The sequence below is a fragment of the Mucilaginibacter arboris genome (genome assembly GCF_009754915.1).
In the GTDB taxonomy this organism is placed as follows: domain Bacteria; phylum Bacteroidota; class Bacteroidia; order Sphingobacteriales; family Sphingobacteriaceae; genus Mucilaginibacter_A; species Mucilaginibacter_A arboris.
The window spans coordinates 154,600-172,933 of record NZ_WPIK01000006.1; the positions used below are offsets into that span (position 1 = coordinate 154,600).

Below are 18,334 nucleotides of genomic sequence, written 5' to 3' on the forward strand. Positions count from 1 at the left end.
ACAGGCAACCTGCAACTCGCAACTCTTAATTTCCATGCGTAACCTCCTGATTTTTATTTCGAAGTACAACGCATTTTTTTTGTTTATCATTTTTGAAGTTATTTCCCTAATTACTTTTATCAAATACAATAATTTTCAAAAAGCTACTTTTATCAGTTCATCCAACGAATTGGTTGGTAACGTTTACCTTAAAGTAGATCAGCTTACGGATTATTTAAAATTAGGTATCATAAACGATAGCCTGGCCAGGGAAAATGCCCGTTTGCGCAATCAGCTTAAATCTTCTTTTTATGTAGATTCTTCCTCGTTAAAAACAGTAACCGACACTGTTTATAAACAACAATACACCTACATTTCGGCCAGGGTAATCAATAATTCTTTTACCCGGCGTAATAATTACCTTACTATTAACCGTGGCAGTAATGCGGGCATTACCAAAGGAATGGGCGTAATTTGCAGTTCGGGCGTAGTGGGTATTGTTACTTTTACCGGGCCTAACCTGGCAACCGTGCAATCTTTGCTGCATGAAAACACCCGTATCAGTGCTATGCTCACAGATTCTAACAATGTAGGTTCGTTAATTTGGGACAATAACCTCGACCCAACCAAAGCCATGCTCATTAATTTTATGAAGCAGGCTAAAATTAAAGTTGGTACGCCGGTTGTTACTTCCGGTTATTCGCTTTTTCCGGCAGGGACCATGTTAGGGCATATTAGTAAACTGGATGCTAAAGACAGCAACAACGGAACCGGCATTGAAGTGAACCTATCGGTCAATTTCAGTAACCTGCAATATGTTTATGTGGTTACCAATAAACTGGCGCAGGAACAGCAGAGTTTGGAGGCTCAGGAAAAGCAGTGAGCAGAAGCATTCCATTCAACATATTGCGTTTTATCGTGCTGGTATTTATACAAGTGTTTTTGTTAAAAAATATTTCGTTGTACCACGTAGTTACGCCTTATTTTTATATCCTGTTCATACTTCTTTTACCGTTTAATATTCCTAATTTTTTATTGTACCTGCTGGCGTTTGTAATGGGCATTACTATTGATGCTTTTTATGATACTCCGGGATTACATGCTGCATCCTGTGTTTTTTTAGCTTATGTCCGGATCATCTTTATTAGTATAACCGTACAAAAGGAAGGTTTTGATAACGAACCCGAACCAACTTTAGGGTTAATGGGTTTCAGATGGTTTTTTTTATATGCTTTGATTTTAACATTTTTGCATCATTTCTTTCTGCTAAACCTGGAATCTTTCCATTTATCAGAAATCCTGTTTACCACCACCAGGGTCATCTTCAGCACCCTGTTTACGGTTATGTTAATGTTAATCTCCGGTTTAATGTTCTTTAAGAAAAAAGTACGTTAATGAATAGTTTTTTTGAAAGGCGATATGTCATCCTGGGCATTTTCATTGTGATCATACTCATGCTGATCGGCCGCTTGTTCTACATTCAAATAGTGGATGACAAATATCTGGCTTTTGCTCAAAACAATGTGATACGCAGGTTTATCAAATATCCTGACCGCGGTGCTATACTTGACCGGCACGGAAAAATATTAGTGCAAAACGAGCATGTTTATGATATATTGGTGATCCCGAAACAGGTGCATGAATTTGATACGCTTGAGTTTTGCAGATTATTACAGATCGATAAAAAAGGGTTCGACCAGCGTTTGCAAAAAGCTAAAATCTACTCTAATTTCCGGCCATCCATTTTTGAAAAACAGTTATCAGCACGGCTTTACAATTCTTTCCAGGAACACTTGTTTGAGTTCCCGGGCTTTTTTGTACAGCCACGTTCGGTAAGAACTTATCCTGATTCTGTTGCTGCACAATTTTTAGGCTATATAAGTGAAGTAAACGATAAGATTATAGAAAAATCTAATGGTTATTATCATCCAGGGGATTATATTGGTTTTAGCGGAGCTGAAAAAGCTTATGAAAGTGTTTTACGCGGACAACGTGGTGTAGAAAACCTACTGGTTGATTCGCGAAATGTACCGAAAGGAAAATATTTGAACGGCAGGTATGATACAGCAGCAGTAGCCGGAGAAAGGCTGATTTCTTCTTTAGACCTCCGCATTCAAAAACTTGGGGAAAAGTTGATGCAAAACAAGGTAGGCAGTATTGTAGCGATTGAACCGTCAACAGGCGAAATTCTGGCATTTGTAAGTAGCCCTACTTATGACCCGAATGAATTAGTTGGGCGCGAGCGGGGCAACAACATTTCGGCCATGTACAAAAACCCGTACAATCCTTTATTTATCCGCCCGATACAAGCTTATTATCCGCCAGGTTCGTCTTTTAAGCCACTTGCTGCGCTCATTGCTTTACAGGAAGGCATCATTACGCCGCAAACCACTTTCTTTTGCGCGGGCGGTTACCAGGCGGGTTCGCATTGGGTAGGCTGTACGCACCATCATGGCGTAACAAATTTAAGTTATGGGATTGAAGGTTCGTGTAATACTTATTTTTGCAATGTTTTTAATAAAGTAATAAGCCAGCCGGGCTACCCGAATATTACAGCCAGTTATCTTAATTGGAAAAATAAGGTCAACAAGTTTGGATTTGGTATAAAACTGGATGTTGACCTTCCAAATGAGAAAAGAGGTTTTGTACCTGCCCCGGCCTGGTATAACAACAGGTATGGTAAAAACCATTGGCGTGCCAATACAATTATTTCGCTGGCTATTGGCCAGGGCGAGTTACTGGCCACGCCATTGCAAATGGCCAATATTGAGTGTACTATTGCTAACCGTGGCTTTTATTACCGGCCACATCTAATTAAGTCTATCGGTGATAAAGATGTTATAAAACCGGAGTTTAAAGAAAAAATAAATGTAGGCATTGATTCCAATTATTACGAGCCGGTAATTAATGGTATGCAAGCTGTAGTAGAACGCGGAACAGCAGCAGCTTCACGAATACCCGGAATTGTGATGTGTGGCAAAACCGGAACGGCGCAAAACCCTCATGGCGAAAACCACTCTGTTTTTGTTGCTTTCGCCCCGCGGGACAATCCTAAAATTGCTATTGCAGTTGTGGTAGAAAATGCTGGACAAGGTGCTTCCTGGGCTGCCCCGATTGCTTCTTTTATCATAGAAAAATACTTAAAGGATACTATCAGCCGCCGTCCGTCAGGTATCAACCCTAAAAAATATATGGAAGCTAACTTGCTGCCGCCGCTTCCCGGCAGTAAACCTAAACCCTCTTATAAGTATCTGCCTAAAGATTCATTGAAAAAGAACCAGGCCGACAGCAATAAAAGAAACATCAAAAGCGACAGCGGCAAAAAAACCATACCAAAGCTTGCTTTAAACATAGTTAATTCAAAAAGAAAGGAAGATGAATAATCAGCGTAGCTTTTTTTATAATGTTGATTGGTTTACAGTTGTTCTTTATCTTATCCTTTGCATCATTGGTTGGTTCAATATTCATTCGGCTATTTATGATGAAGACCATCCAAGTATTATCGACCTAAGTACCAATTACGGCAAACAGTTTCTTTATATTGTTTCCGGAGTGGTGCTGGCAACGGTTATCCTGCTGATGGAAAGCCGTTTTTTCAGTGCTTTAGCACCTGCTGTTTATGTCATGGTTGTTATTTTACTGGTCCTTGTTTTGGTAATTGGGCGAAACGTAGGCGGAAACCAGGCATGGATTCCTTTAGGCGGCGGTTTCCGGTTACAGCCATCAGAATTTGCAAAATTTGCTACCTGCTTAATGCTTGCCCGCTATTTAAGCGGAACAAACATTAAAGTAACTGACACAAAATCTTTTTTTATTGCGGCAGCCATTATTGCTTTCCCGATGGTGCTGATTATTTTACAGCCTGACGCCGGTTCAACCCTGGTATTTTGTTCGCTTATTTTTGTGCTGTACCGGGAGGGGATTTCACCGCTTTTCCTGGTTATTACCGGTTTGATTATTACTTTGTTTATCCTTACTTTATTAGTAAACCAGTTCTACCTGGTTGCTGTGCTTGTAGTTATAGCCGGTGCTTTAATTTATTTTTTCCGCCGCAACCAGGCTTTAATTGTTACGGTTTCCGTTGGTTTTGTTATTTGCGTTGCCATGATCTTCAGCGTAAGTTTTCTCTACCATCATGTACTGAAACAGCATCAAACCGTTAGGATTGATGAATGGTTGGGTATTACTACCGATCCGCGCGGAATTGGGTACAATGTTAATCAGTCTAAAATTGCAATTGGTTCGGGTAAACTCTGGGGAAAAGGCTATTTAAAAGGCACACAAACTAAATTCTCTTTTGTGCCCGAGCAAAGTACCGACTTTATTTTTTGTACCATTGGCGAGGAATGGGGTTTTGCCGGAACGCTGAGCGTGCTCATCATTTACCTGATCCTGCTGTTCCGGATTGTATTTATTGCAGAACGGCAACGTTCCAATTTTTCCAGGATTTACGGTTATGGCGTTGCATCAGTTATCTTTTTTCACGTTTTTATCAACGTAGGCATGACCATCGGTTTGGTTCCAGTTATTGGCATACCGCTGCCATTAATTAGTTATGGTGGCTCGTCTTTATGGAGTTTTACCATTCTGATCTTTATCCTGCTTAAACTGGATTCCAACCGGATGGGGCTTGTTTAATCCTTATTTTTTGCCGGTAAAAGAAGCATGGGTTTTAGCAGGTGATCCATGAATAACAACTCATTTAAGAAAACCTTTTGCGCAATAGACCGTAAAATTTTTCGGTTGTAGCTGGTTTGTCTTTCCAATTATTTTTAGCAGCATAATTGATTTTAAGAAAATTTTCTGCCTGCTCAAAATTGGTATAACGGTTTAAAATATTAATAGCTTCAGAATAAGCCAGGTTATAGCCATTAAATAATTCCCTTACAAAAAGCAGTTTATCGTTTAGGGTAATTAATGATGGAAGGTCCTGGCCTGGTTTTGTTGCCATTTGGGTTTCTGCAACTTGGGTTTGGTCCAAACCTTTTTGTGCAGCAATGCGCTGGTTAAGCGTTAAAACCTGTTCACTTTCCGGCTTTACCGGTTCTGGTTTTATCGTTTCAGGCTGTGGTTCCGGTTTTACCGGTCCTGGTTCAATCATAAATTTTTCAGGCTGAAGTTGGGGCAACGCAGGTACTTCAACTTGCGGCTGAGCTGCTGCGGGTTTAACTTCCGGCTCACTAATAACCACATCCTCCACAACCGGTATTTCAGGTGTTGTAAATTTTTGCCTGGTAAAATAAGCATCCTCTGCTGCAACAGGAAGCTCTTCTGCTTGCTGTTGTGGCATCGTTTCCGGCAATACAAATGTTTCGTGCTTTATTGTTGCTGCCATTGGTATTTCCTGCAATTCCGCTTCGGTTTTTTCTGCAGGAACAGCATCTTTTATTTTAAACGGAACAGTATCTTCAGCAGAAACCAAATGCTCTTCTTCACTAAAATAATCTGGTATTTCCGGCCTTTGCCCATACACTTTTTCTACCGGCAATACAAGCGGGGCTGGCGGTAAAGCAACAGGTTTTGCTTGTCCTTGTATCTTTTTCAGTATCTCAATATGGTCTGTCAAAAAATGGGCATTAGCCATAAAAAGCTCCAGTTCAAGCACATTAAAACTATCGGCAGAAGCTTCCAGGTAACTGTATTGTTCTTTCAATTCTGCAATAATCCCGCCTATTTTTTTTAATATTTCCTGCTGATTCATAAACTTAGTATAAAGAAGATGTTGATAAATCCACTCTCAAAAATAGTATTTAATTCTGATATTCGGCCTTCAACCATAGCTGCAAATGTTGTTTAACGAAGACGTTTTTAAAAGGAGAAATGAGTATGGCGGGAGTATAGAAGTTATTTGTGGATCGATGTTTTCAGGAAAAACAGAAGAGCTGATCAGGCGGTTAAAACGCGGACAAATAGCAAGGCTGTCTGTAGAAATTTTTAAGCCTAAAACAGATACACGTTATGATGAAACTGCTATTGTATCGCACAATGCAACAAGCATACCTTCCACACCGGTAGAAAACGCCTCTACCATATTGCTTTTAGGCAGTATGGCACAAATTGTAGGCATAGATGAAGCACAATTTTTTGATGACGAGCTGCCAGAAGTTTGCAATAAACTGGCCAATAAAGGTATCCGTGTAATTGTTGCTGGCCTCGACATGGATTATACGGGAAAACCTTTTGGGCCAATGCCTGCAATTATGGCAATGGCCGAATCTGTTACCAAAGTACATGCAGTTTGTGTAATTTGCGGCCAGCCGGCTTTATATTCATACAGAATTATTGAAAACGATACAAAAATTTTGTTGGGAGAAAAAGAAAGTTATGAACCACGTTGCAGAAGATGCTTTTTATTGGGTAAAAAAGTAAATCCTGACACCTGAACTTTAGCTTTTCTGTAAAAGTAATTCCAGGTTTTTAACGTCTGTTTGTATAGTTTCCAAATGTTCTGTTAATAAAGAACGGAGGTCTGCCGGTACTTCTTTATCATCTAAAATATCCTGGTAAGCATTAATCGCGGCTTTATCTCCGTTAATGCAACTGTTTATGGCTACACTATCGCTTCGGTTAGATAGCGTTCCTTTGATATCCAGCCAGGCACGATGTAAAGTACCGGCAAAACCACCTTCGTGTGCTGGTTTTTCTATACCCTGACCGCTCAAATAATTTCTGATTGCTTCCGCTTGTATGTTACGGCTTGTTGCAGCCTGCTCAAATTGTGCTAACAAACCTTTGCTGCTAACCATTTCGGCAGCTTTGGTATAACCTTCTTCCCCATCCACTCCAATTACCACTAAATGTTGTAAATGGTTAATTAAATTTTCATTTAAACTCATAATACTATTTTTGATACGGTTAGTTATTCTTACTATTATCAGTTTTAACTATAAACAATAAATTTGGTTTGCAATTGTGCAGCTTTTAATTTTTAAACTGATTTAGATACGATAAAATTAAATTCTAAAATTGGAAATACTTCTTTTAGCAGCTAATTTATATCCATAAAAAAAGTACTGATAAAATTCTATCAGCACTTTTGCAAGTATAAACCTTATTTATAATTGTTAGCTTGCAATTGAAATTTTTTGTTTGTCTTTGATACAATTTTGGATACAAGTAATCATACTTGCACAAGTATTGTCCCATGAGTTTTTACTTAAAAAAGTATCAACTTTAGATAGCCATTCTTTATTGTTTTTATTATTTAATTCCAATTCAATGGCATCAATAAAATCTTCAGCTGTATAACCAATATGTACTAACTTATTTTTACCATAAGGATTAATTACATCACGGATAGCAGTAGAAACAACAGGTTTGCCGGCAGCTAAATATTCGGGTGTTTTTGTCGGGCTGATAAATTTGGTAGAATCATTCAGCATAAACGGGATCAAAGCTACATCCCACCCAGATAAATAGGCAGGAAGTTGCTCATAACTTTTTTGTCCTAAATAATGAATGTTTGTATTTTGAGGTAAAAGTGCACGGTTAATTTTTAACACCGGGCCAATTAACATGAAACTCCAATTTGGCCTTGCATCAGCAATTGTACGGATTAATTCAATATCAAAACGTTCATCAATTACACCATAAAACCCAAGTTTAGGATTTGAAATATTAGCCTGGTCTTCTGGTTGAACTTTGTTTGTTCTAGCTTTTACAAAATGAATTTTATCTATACTGCTTGGAAAAGCATGAATATTTGAATGTTGATGTTTTTTAGCTTCGTATAAAGAATGGCCTCCTGTAAATACCACATCAGATTTTGCCATCAATCTTTTTTCCAAATCTTTTAATTCAGCAGGTGCATTTTTAAATAAAGATAGTTCATCCATACAATCATAAACAATTAACGCCGGGTTAAGCTGCTCTGTAAACGACAATGCCATTGGTGTATAATACCAGAAAAGGAAATCTTCACCATCTTCCTTTTCCATAAATTTATCCATCAACTGTTTCATTACCAACTTTTCTTCTGCTTTTGATAATCCGGCGGGAATATGAGGAACAACTACCCACAAGTTAGGCAAGCGTTTAGATAAATGTAAATACGCCTCGTCCTCTGCATCGTGCATTGGTTCCTCTAAAAAATAAGTACTGAACATTTCTGAAAATCTTGTTAACAAATGTTGCGGACGCTGATAAACAAAATCCCATCTTAAATGTGAAAGGCAAAGCAGTTTGGCGGGTAATTTTTTCATATTGTATTGGATGATAATTATAGGGTTAACATATTAAAAATAATTTTGTTCGATACCAGCGGTATTTTTTTACAGTTTAATAATGATTAAATAACTTTCACTATTTACTATACAAAAGGAATGTACAAGTGAAATTATAAGTGAGATGGTAAGATGCTGTAAAGCAATAATTTATCTCAGTATCAACTGCAAAGATTAATTTGGTTTACAATATACAAATTATTTTTTAATTATGTATGCTTTTGCCACGAAAAAAGATATGCAAGGTTGTTTTTATGTATATACAACTATTGTAATAATAATAAGATCAGGCAAGCGTTTGTTTTAAAAGATAAAAAACTGTGCCGCTAAAATTTATTATAGAAATTTAATTTGGATTCTATAAACAAACTTGTTGGGTTTGTTTGCTTTTTAAAATTTAATCCTGAAAATAATACAACGTTAATTTCCTTTAATTAAACGTTGTATTTCATCTAATTTCATCAAAGCTTCTACCGGTGTAAGTGTATTTACATCCAACGCATTTAATACATCCCGAATTTTAATAAGCACCGGGTCATCAATAGAAAACATTTGCAATTGCACAGCTTGTTTCTGTACTTTCTTAATACTTTCTTTAATGTTTTCCCCGCCGGTCCGTTCTGCTTCCAGCTTCTTTAAAATTTCTCCGGCACGCGATAAAACTTTTGGCGGCATACCGGCCAACTTGGCTACGTGGATACCAAAACTGTGTTCACTTCCTCCCGGAACTAACTTCCGCAGAAAAATAATTTTTTGCCCGGTTTCTTTTACAGCAACATTAAAGTTTTTGATGCGGTAAAAAGAGCTTGCCAGTTCATTCAATTCATGATAATGTGTGGCGAAAAGCGTTTTAGCTTTTTCCGAAGGATGATTGTGCAAGAATTCTGCAATAGACCAGGCAATAGAAATGCCATCGTAGGTAGAGGTGCCGCGGCCGATCTCATCCAGCAAAACCAGGCTTCTGCTGGAGATATTGTTGAGGATGCTGGCCGTTTCGTTCATCTCCACCATAAAAGTAGATTCGCCGGAAGACAAATTATCGGATGCACCAACGCGCGTAAATATTTTATCAACCAAACCAATGCGTGCTTCTTTTACCGGCACAAAACAGCCAATTTGTGCCATCAGCACAATCAGTCCGGTTTGACGGAGAATGGCAGATTTACCAGCCATGTTCGGGCCGGTTATAATGATAATCTGCTGCGTTTCCGAATCCAGAAAAACATCGTTGGTGATATATTCTTCGCCCAAGGGCAGATTTTTTTCGATTACCGGGTGCCGGCCGCCTTTAATATCAATCCGGTCACCTGCATCAACTACCGGCTTTTGATACCGGTTTTTCTTTGCAAGTTGGGCAAAACAAAGCAACACATCCAACTTGGCCAGAATCCGTGCATTTAACTGAATAGGTTTTATATAAGAACTAATGCTGTGAAGCAAATGCTGGTACAAGCGTGTTTCTATGGCAAATATCTTTTCTTCTGCACCCAAAATTTGCTCTTCGTATTCTTTTAGTTCCGGCGTGATGTAACGTTCTGCATTAACCAGTGTTTGTTTCCTGATCCATCCTGAAGGCACTTTATCTTTGTGCGTATGCGTTACCTCCAGATAATAACCAAAAACGCTGTTAAAAGCAACTTTTAACGATGGGATCCCGGTTTCTTCTGCTTCGCGGCGTTGTATTTCAAGCAGGAAATCTTTTCCGCCAAAAGCAATTTTACGCAGGTGATCCAGTTCTTCATCCACGCCATCGGCAATTACTGCACCTTTTGCAATTTGAACAGGCGGTTCCGGAAAGATTTCTTTTTCTATTTTTTCCCGGATCAACTGGCAAGGATTTAACTGCTCCGCCAACTGCTGCAAAAATAAATTATCCGTCTGCCCGCATAAGTCTTTTACTTCTGCCGTGGCCAGCAATGCCCTTTTTAGCTGTATGATTTCGCGGGGATTAGCTTTTTGCAAACCGATCTTAGAGATCAGCCTTTCCAGGTCGCCTATTTGTTTAATCTGGTGCAGCAGGCTTTCTGCCAATGCTTCTTTTACCTGCAAAAAATCAACAACTTCCAGCCGTTCCTCAATTGGTTTCAGTTCTTTTAAGGGCATCAATATCCATTTCCGAAGCAGCCTTGCGCCCATTGGCGAAGCCGTTTGATCGAGCACCTGAAAAAGCGTGATGGCGTTTTCGTTACCAGAATCCAATAGCTCAAGGTTACGAACGGTAAAACGGTCCAGCCACATGTATTTTTGATGTTCTATCCTGCTGATGCCGGAAATATGCTGCAAATTCCGGTGCTCCGTTTCGTTGATGTAATACAAGGTTACACCTGCGGCAACTATGGCTGATGGCAAACGGTCAATGCCAAACCCTTTTAAATTCTTCACTTCAAAATGCTTTAGCAGCGTTTCTGAAGCAAAATCGAAGGTAAAAGCCCAATCATCTAAGGTATAAGTATAAAAACCTTCGCCAAAAGCTTCTGTAAATTCTTTTTGTTTTTGTTTGGAGAAGATGATCTCGTTGGGCCGGAAACTTTGCAGCAGCTGATCGATATATTCCTGATCGCCTTGCGCCGCCAAAAATTCTCCGGTAGAAATATCCAGCAAAGCCAAACCAATCTGGTTCTTTTCAAAATGCAGCGTTGCTACATAATTGTTTGATTTTTGGCTGAGGATATTATCATTGTAAGAAACGCCTGGCGTAACCAGTTCTGTAACGCCTCTTTTAACGATGGTTTTTGTTGCTTTCGGATCTTCCAATTGATCGCAGATGGCAACACGCTGACCGGCACGGACCAATTTAGGCAGATAAGTATCCAGCGAATGGTGCGGAAAACCAGCTAATTCAATAGAAGTACCCGATCCATTTGCCCTTTTGGTGAGGATGATCCCCAGAATACGGGAAGTGGTAACAGCATCTTCACCAAAAGTTTCATAAAAATCGCCTACCCGAAATAACAACAAAGCGCCGGGATATTTAGCCTTGATCTGGCTGTGCTGCTGCATTAAAGGTGTTTCTGCCGAAGTCTTCTTTCCCAAATTTTAAACCAATTAAGCAGTAAAGTTAACCGATCAAAAGTTTTTTACAGCAGATGTGAAAAAATAGTGGGTAAAAACAGCATCAACTTAAATAGCTGCTAACCAACACCAACTTTTACCCGGTAAAAGAAGCATTACCAAATTACTCTCCTTTTCCTTTTCCTAATGTTTCAAAAGGCAAAACACCTGCCCGCTTAGTCCAGGCAGTATATAAAATATCCAGCTCTTTTACTTTTTCGGGATTTGATGCGCTTAAGTCGTTCAGTTCAGACCGGTCATTTTCCATATTGTATAAATGCCAGTTTTTTTCGGGATAATTGGAAACCAGCTTCCACTCGCCCTGCCGAACTGCGCGGTTTCCTTCATGCTCAAAAAATAAGGCCTGGTGGCCTTTCCACGCTTGTCCTTTAAAAAGCGGGACTAAACTGATACCTTCAGTAGCAGCAATTTTATTTTGGTGATAAGTTTTTGGATAAGCAACTCCTGCCAGATCTAAACAGGTTGACATCAGATCAATAATATGGGCAGGCGCGTTTACCTGGTTTCCCGGTTTTACAATTCCCGGACCGTAAGCAATAAAAGGAGTAGCTGTGCCGCCTTCGTATTCCCAATGTTTAAATAAACGGAAAGGTGCATCGCTCAGGTTAGCGCCGGCAAATTCGTAAGAGGTAAACGAAGTTGGATCGCTGGAAGGTTTCCTGCTGGCTTCTATGATAGAAGGCAAAAAGCCCGGGCCTTTAATGCTTTCGCTGCTGGCGCCGTTATCAGACAGGAACATAATGACCGTGTTTTTATCTTCACCTAAATCCTTTAAGGTTTGGCGCAACCGGCCGATGTTCTGGTCCATCCGATCGATCATCGCGCTATAAACCGCCATTTTATCATCCCAGCGAACTTTTTCTTTCTCCGTTAAAGTTTCCCAGGCCGGTACATGTTCATCACGCGGAGAAAGTTTGGTGTTTTTATTGATGATGCCGTATTCCAGCAATTTCTGGTAGCGTTTCTCGCGTAGCTTGTCCCAGCCTTCCATAAATTTGCCTTTGTATTTGGCAATATCTTCCGGTAAAGCCTGCAACGGCCAGTGCGGGCATTGATAAGCCAGGTACAGAAAAAAGGGTTTGTCCGTTTGCTTGTTTTGCCGGATAAATTTAATGGCGTAATCGGTATAAGCGTTGGTAGAATAATAACCCTTGCCCGGAGTAAAAGGCTGATCTTCTAAAGCAATGGTTAATTTTTGATTGGGGCGATAAGGATAATCAGAAAAATAACTGCTGGCGCCATCGATCAAACCGAAATAATGATCGAAACCCCTTTTAACCGGCCAATGTTCCGGCGCCTGGCCAACATGCCATTTGCCAGCCATTAATGTATTATAACCGCCTGCTTTTATGGCTTCGGCAATGGTTACGCAATTCTGGTTTAAATAACCCTGGTAAGCAGGTTGCGGCCTTGTGTTCATCATATCGCCAACGCCTGCCTGATGCTGGTACAAACCGGTAAGTAAGGAAGCGCGCGTTGGGCAGCAGCGGGAAGCGTTGTAAAATTGCGTCATTTTCAATCCGCCTTTGGCCATTTCGTCCAGGTTTGGTGTTTGCACATCCGAACCAAAACAACCAATATCCGAATAACCCATATCATCTGCCAGGATAATAATGATGTTTGGCTTTTTTTGAGGTGGTTCTGGAAGAGAAAAACTTAAAAACAAACCGCTTATAAACAGGAGCACCAAGCTTGACAGGATGATTAATCTGGCTTTCATTGAATAGGTTTATTGGAACGATGCCCTAAAATACAAAAAGAAATGGTTGATAAAAGAAGCATCTTAGCAACCACACCTGTTGTTACCGATTTTTACCTGGTAAAAGAAGCATCGGCTTTCTCTAAAATTTGATCAAGCAAACAAGAAAATCATTATTTAAAAATCATTCAATCTGATTTTATTACCATCTTTGGTTTATGAAACCTGATCTTCAACAAAAATTCACAGCGCTTTTTAATCAACCCGCAACCCGCAGTTTTTTTGCCCCCGGCCGTGTAAACCTTATTGGCGAACATATTGATTATAACGGCGGCCTGGTTTTGCCATGTTCCATTACCTTCGGTACCAATTTGCTGGTTGCAGAAAACAAGGAAGGTATTTTCCGTTTCAGAAGCCTGGATTTTGAAGATCAGTTGGATATTCCGATGCAGGGCGCTTACACCAAAAAAGGCAAAGAATGGTTTAATTATCCCCTTGGGGTAATGCAGCAGTTTTTACTGCACAACAAGCAGCTTAAAGGTTTGGATATGTTGTTTAAAGGCGATGTGCCGATTGGTTCCGGCCTTTCTTCATCGGCTTCGATAGAAATTGTTACTGCTTTTGCTTTGAACGAAACCTATCAGTCCGGCTTTTCTAAACTGGAGCTGGTGCAGATGTGCAAAAAGGTGGAAAATGATTTTATCGGCGTAAACAGCGGCATTATGGACCAGTTTGCGGTTGCTTTTGGGGAGAAGGACAAAGCCATCGAACTGAATTGCGATACGCTGGATTATAAAATTGTGGATTGCAAGTTGCAGGATTATGTGCTGGCGATCATCAACACCAATAAACCGCGAAAACTTTCTGAATCTAAATACAACGAGCGTGTGGAAGAATGCCAGACGGCTTTAAAAGACCTGCAAAAAGAACTGCAGATAGATAATTTGTGCGATATCGATACGGCCACTTTTAACAAAAACGAAGGGTTGATCGAAAATGAAACGGTTAAAAAACGAGCCCGGCACGTAATTGAAGAAAATGATAGGGTAAAAGAAGCAACGCATGTTTTAGCTGATGGAAATTTAAAAAGGTTTGGCGAATTGTTATACGCTTCCCATGCTTCGCTGAAAGATTTGTACGAAGTTACCGGCAAAGAACTGGATACCATTGTGGAGTTTTGCAAAACGCAGGAAACCGTTGCCGGCGCCCGCATGACGGGCGCAGGATTTGGCGGCTGTGCCATTGCCCTGGTTAAACACGATGCTTATGATGATTTCGCTAAAAAACTTACCCGCTATTACACAGAAAAAGTGGGTTACGAACCTGCCGTTTACCATTCTTTAATTGGCGATGGGGTGAAGGAGGAGTGAGAGGTCGGAGGTGCGGGGAGCTGCACAACGCAATTCAAACCCGCTTTTCCGTTTCGCTAAAGCTTTTCGCTCCGTTTCAATCTTCACACTTCGCTCCCGCTCTTATTCCCTGGTCCTCAAACCTCGTACCTCTCACCTCTCACCCACCATGCGCAAACTTAAACTCGAAGAATTAGGAAGGGTTGATGTAGCCGCTTTTAAACAGCAGGAAAAATTACCGGTAACCGTTGTTTTAGATAGCGTACGGAGCATGCACAATGTAGGTTCTGTTTTTCGCACTGCTGATGGTTTTGCGGTTGAACAAATCATCCTTTGCGGCATTACGGCACAACCGCCTCACCGAGAAATTGAGAAAACGGCTTTGGGTGCCACGCAATCTGTCAGCTGGTCTTATTTTAGTACGGTAAAAGAAGCATTGCAGCAACTGCGCGAAAAAGGTTACCAGATCATCGCTGTTGAACAGGCCGAAAACAGCATCAGCTTAAACGAATATCAACCCGAAAACGACAAAAAGTACGCGTTGATTTTTGGGAACGAGGTGAACGGCGTAAGCGATGAAGCCATGCAAATGATTGATGCCTGCATCGAAATCCCGCAGTTTGGCACCAAACACTCTTTTAATATCGTGGTTTCTGCCGGTATTGTTTTGTGGGATTTTTTTGCGAAATTGAATCTGAAATAAATCAAGACTGATTTTACGATGGAATAGAGAGAATACTTAGTCTGGTGCCTTTGCTATTAACCGGTTTTGTTATGAAACCGATAATGATAATTAATTAATATAGATTTCATGATTTTATCTACTCATGTTAAAATAAATTAGTTATGTTAAATCCAATAAAGCTATTTTATAAGTATCACAGCAAAATAACCTTAATCGCCCTATTATTAACTGTTTGCTTTTTTGCAAATGCACAAAAGCTACCCAATAAACAGGAAGTGAGTTTACGGGCACCGGCTGGTATAAGAATTGATGGCAAAGCAACCGAATGGGGCAACAAATTCCAGGCTTATAACCATGCTACAGAGATTTTTTATACGATAGCAAATGATGATGGTAATATTTATCTGGTAGTAAAAGCAATAAAACCTGATATCATCAATAAAATACTATTGGGCGGAATCACCTTTACGGTTAGTAGTTCAGGTAAAAAAAACGATAAAGAAGGTGTAGCTGTTACCTTCCCTACATTCTATAAAAACAAGCGTCCTTACATAAATCTAAAGAACAGGCCTGAACTTACTAAAGATACAATGATGAACAAAATGCAGGCTGATTCTTTTATGCGTGTAGTTAACAAAGAGCTTACTGACAAATCAAAGGAGATCGAAATTGAAGGGGTAAAATCAATACCGGATAGTGTTATTTCTATATATAATGCGGAAGGATTTAAAGCAATCGCTCTTTTTGACAAGCAAATAAATTACACATCTGAATTAGCTATCCCTATAAAATATTTGGGTTTATCAATAGATAAACCTATTATGTTCAAATATAATATTAAGCTTAATGGTGCTACAGCGAATGGTGCCCGCATGAAACTGACCAATAACGGGAAATATATAATAGTAACCAGGGGCAATGATGCTGCATATGCTATCCCCTCATCACCCGAATATATGTCATATTCATCTTCAACCGATCTTTCGGGAGAATATACCCTGGCGAAGAAATGATAATGTTATTTATAATTTGAAATTTCCATATTACAAACAACAAGACAAAATGGATACAGCAGAAATAAACAGCTTAGCAAAAAAACTACTGATAAAAACAGCACAACACTGGTTGTTTATTAATCCGCCAGAAGGTTTTGCAGATAGTTTTGCTCAGCTTAATGTCAAAGCAAAAACCATTGTTTCACCGGAAGAGAAATTTGATGGCGTCTTGCTTTTTTTGAAGAATAGTACAGAATTGAAGCAGGGTTTACCAAAAATAATTTCTGCTTTAAAACCCGAAACTGTTGCCTGGATTGCTTATCCGAAAAAAAGTTCGGGCATTATTTCTGATCTGGAAATGACAGGCAACTGGCAGGAAACCGAAAAGTATGGTTTACAGGTTGTTTCTGCTGCTTCTATTGATAAAACCTGGACAGCTTTGCGTTTGCGGCCAAAAGAACAGGTTAAAGAATCTAAAATATCAAATGATGCCATCCAAAACAACGAGCTTAATCAATTTATTGATACTAAAAACCGTATTGTTTATTTGCCGGAAGATGTAAAACAAGCTCTGGAAAAAGAACCCGATGCTTTTTCTGCTTATGAAAAACTGGCTTACAGCCACAAAAAGGAGTACCTGGTGTGGATACTTACAGCTAAACAAGAAAAAACCCGGACAAGCCGGGTTCAAAAAATGATTGAGAAGTTACTGGAAACGAAGCAAGTTTAGATGCTTCTTTTACCGGGTAAAAGTTGGCGTTGGAAGCCTCACTCTGCCCTCTCCAAAAGAGAGGGAGTCAAAGTTCGCTATCTTTCTACCGTTAACCTTTTACCTTTCTACCTTTTACCTTCGCTACAAATCCATCTGGTACTCGTTAATGGCATCTTTGCTTTCCAGTTCAGAATACCCCATTAAAAATTCATCGACTTTGCGGGCCGCTTCACGTCCTTCGGAAATTGCCCAAACCACTAATGATTGGCCGCGGCGCATATCGCCGGCAGTAAAAACTTTATTTACATTGGTACGAAAAACGCCTTCTTTGGCTTTCACGTTTTTTCGTTCGTCCAGCTCAACACCTAACTGTTCAAGCAAACCCGAATGCTGCGGATGAACAAAACCCATCGCTAAAAACACACGCTGACAAAGAATTTCCCGTTCAGAGCCTTCAATTTCTTTGAACTTTACCGGCCGGCCTAAAAAATCTTTTTCCCATTCAACATCGGTAACAACTAATCCTTTTAAATTGCCATTTTCATCACCAATAAAACGTTTAGTGTTAATGCCCCAGAAACGTTCGCAGCCTTCTTCATGCGAACTGGTCGTTTTTAAAACCATGGGGAAACTTGGCCATGGCATAGCCAACGTACGTTCTTTAGCTGGTTGGAACATTACTTCAAACTGTTTGATGGAACGTGCGCTCTGACGGTTGGAAGTGCCCACACAATCCGACCCGGTATCGCCACCGCCAATAACAATTACATCCTGACCGGTAGCCGTAATATTTTCACCGGTAAAAGAAGCATTGCTTACGCGTTTGTTTTGCTGCTTTAAAAATTGCATAGCAAAATATATTCCCTTTAGCTCTCTGCCTGGAATAGGCAGATCGCGCGGAATGGTAGAACCGCCCGAAAGAACAACGGCATCAAAATTGCGCAACAGTTCATCAGCCTGAATGTCTTTTCCTACTTCTGTATTGCATTTAAAAGTAATGCCGTCGTCCTTCATTACTTCGAGCCGACGATCAATTATTGTTTTTTCTAATTTAAAATCAGGAATACCGTAACGAAGTAAACCGCCTGGTTGATCGTCACGTTCAAAAACGGTAACTAAATGGCCTGCTTTATTCAATTGTGCCGCGGTAGCAAGTCCAGCCGGTCCGGAACCAACTACGGCAACTGTTTTGCCCGACCGTATTAACGGAGCTGTTGGTTTTACATAACCTTTGGCATAAGCTATTTCGATGATGTGCTTTTCTATTTCCTCAATTACTACAGCCGGTTTATTGATTCCTAAAACACATGCCGACTCGCATGGAGCCGGGCAAATACGGCCGGTAAACTCCGGAAAGTTATTGGTAGAAGATAAGATTTGATACGCTTCTTCCCATTTCTTTTTGTAAACCGCATCGTTAAACTCAGGAATAATGTTGCCCAGCGGACAACCTGAATGACAAAACGGAATGCCGCAATTCATACATCTGGCCGATTGCTGGTTCAGTTTTTCGTCGGAATAAGTACCAACAAACTCGTGATAATTTTTTACCCGTTCCTGGGGCGCTATTTTTGGCGGAAGTTCTCTTCCAAACTCTTTAAATCCGGTATCTTTTCCCATT

15 protein-coding genes are annotated in these 18,334 nt (G+C 40.0%); 9 read left to right on the plus strand and 6 right to left on the minus strand.

Annotated features, from left to right (window positions below; all coding sequences use genetic code 11):
- Nucleotides 1–34: 34 nt before the first annotated feature.
- The 4 genes from mreC to rodA are packed head-to-tail and all read left to right on the plus strand — an operon-like array spanning nucleotide 35 to nucleotide 4,617.
- Nucleotides 35–862, plus strand: a complete 828-nt coding sequence (mreC, locus tag GO621_RS08245; RefSeq protein WP_157565920.1) for a rod shape-determining protein MreC — start codon at nucleotides 35–37, stop codon at nucleotides 860–862.
- Nucleotides 859–1,374 (plus strand): rod shape-determining protein MreD, encoded by a 516-nt coding sequence (locus GO621_RS08250; RefSeq protein WP_317163411.1) that lies wholly within the window; start codon nucleotides 859–861, stop codon nucleotides 1,372–1,374. Before mreC ends, GO621_RS08250 begins: the two co-directional genes overlap by 4 nt.
- The gene (gene mrdA, locus GO621_RS08255) at nucleotides 1,374–3,362 is read left to right on the plus strand and encodes a penicillin-binding protein 2 (RefSeq protein ID WP_157565921.1); all 1,989 of its coding nucleotides are present in this window, start codon (nucleotides 1,374–1,376) and stop codon (nucleotides 3,360–3,362) included. Before GO621_RS08250 ends, mrdA begins: the two co-directional genes overlap by 1 nt.
- A complete protein-coding gene (gene rodA, locus GO621_RS08260; protein WP_157565923.1) occupies nucleotides 3,355–4,617 on the plus strand; it encodes a rod shape-determining protein RodA in 1,263 nt (420 codons plus the stop codon). Before mrdA ends, rodA begins: the two co-directional genes overlap by 8 nt.
- 64 nt (nucleotides 4,618–4,681) lie before the next feature.
- On the opposite strand, the gene GO621_RS08265 is transcribed toward rodA, so the two are convergent.
- Nucleotides 4,682–5,680 carry a hypothetical protein gene (locus GO621_RS08265; protein ID WP_157565924.1) on the minus strand — a complete coding sequence of 333 codons (999 nt, stop codon included), beginning with the start codon at nucleotides 5,678–5,680 and terminating at the stop codon, nucleotides 4,682–4,684.
- A gap of 85 nt (nucleotides 5,681–5,765) precedes the next feature.
- On the opposite strand from GO621_RS08265, the gene GO621_RS08270 reads away from it, so the two are divergent.
- The gene (locus GO621_RS08270; protein WP_157565926.1) at nucleotides 5,766–6,362 is read left to right on the plus strand and encodes a thymidine kinase; all 597 of its coding nucleotides are present in this window, start codon (nucleotides 5,766–5,768) and stop codon (nucleotides 6,360–6,362) included.
- A gap of 3 nt (nucleotides 6,363–6,365) precedes the next feature.
- Here the strand turns inward: GO621_RS08270 and GO621_RS08275 are convergent, their stop codons facing one another.
- The 4 genes from GO621_RS08275 to GO621_RS08290 form a co-directional block, all read right to left on the minus strand.
- Complete coding sequence (locus GO621_RS08275) at nucleotides 6,366–6,815, minus strand: PA2169 family four-helix-bundle protein (RefSeq protein WP_157565927.1); 450 nt, start codon at nucleotides 6,813–6,815, stop codon at nucleotides 6,366–6,368.
- Between the two features lie 228 nt (nucleotides 6,816–7,043).
- Nucleotides 7,044–8,180 (minus strand): glycosyltransferase family 1 protein, encoded by a 1,137-nt coding sequence (locus tag GO621_RS08280; protein ID WP_157565929.1) that lies wholly within the window; start codon nucleotides 8,178–8,180, stop codon nucleotides 7,044–7,046.
- 441 nt (nucleotides 8,181–8,621) lie between these two features.
- Nucleotides 8,622–11,201 carry a DNA mismatch repair protein MutS gene (gene mutS, locus GO621_RS08285; RefSeq protein ID WP_157566096.1) on the minus strand — a complete coding sequence of 860 codons (2,580 nt, stop codon included), beginning with the start codon at nucleotides 11,199–11,201 and terminating at the stop codon, nucleotides 8,622–8,624.
- 175 nt (nucleotides 11,202–11,376) lie between these two features.
- Nucleotides 11,377–12,993 carry an arylsulfatase gene (locus GO621_RS08290; protein WP_157565930.1) on the minus strand — a complete coding sequence of 539 codons (1,617 nt, stop codon included), beginning with the start codon at nucleotides 12,991–12,993 and terminating at the stop codon, nucleotides 11,377–11,379.
- Nucleotides 12,994–13,190: 197 nt separating this feature from the next.
- On the opposite strand from GO621_RS08290, the gene GO621_RS08295 reads away from it, so the two are divergent.
- From GO621_RS08295 to GO621_RS08310, 4 genes are all read left to right on the plus strand, one after another.
- Nucleotides 13,191–14,342, plus strand: coding sequence for a galactokinase (locus GO621_RS08295; RefSeq protein ID WP_157565932.1), 1,152 nt, complete (start codon nucleotides 13,191–13,193; stop codon nucleotides 14,340–14,342).
- 148 nt (nucleotides 14,343–14,490) lie between these two features.
- A complete protein-coding gene (locus GO621_RS08300; RefSeq protein ID WP_157565934.1) occupies nucleotides 14,491–15,024 on the plus strand; it encodes an RNA methyltransferase in 534 nt (177 codons plus the stop codon).
- 143 nt (nucleotides 15,025–15,167) lie between these two features.
- On the plus strand, nucleotides 15,168–16,019 hold the full coding sequence (locus tag GO621_RS08305) for a hypothetical protein (RefSeq protein ID WP_157565935.1): 852 nt from the start codon (nucleotides 15,168–15,170) through the stop codon (nucleotides 16,017–16,019).
- A 49-nt stretch (nucleotides 16,020–16,068) separates the two neighbouring features.
- On the plus strand, nucleotides 16,069–16,731 hold the full coding sequence (locus GO621_RS08310; RefSeq protein WP_198170180.1) for a YdeI/OmpD-associated family protein: 663 nt from the start codon (nucleotides 16,069–16,071) through the stop codon (nucleotides 16,729–16,731).
- A 123-nt stretch (nucleotides 16,732–16,854) separates the two neighbouring features.
- On the opposite strand, the gene GO621_RS08315 is transcribed toward GO621_RS08310, so the two are convergent.
- Nucleotides 16,855–18,333 carry a glutamate synthase subunit beta gene (locus GO621_RS08315; protein ID WP_157565939.1) on the minus strand — a complete coding sequence of 493 codons (1,479 nt, stop codon included), beginning with the start codon at nucleotides 18,331–18,333 and terminating at the stop codon, nucleotides 16,855–16,857.
- Nucleotide 18,334: the final 1 nt, after the last annotated feature.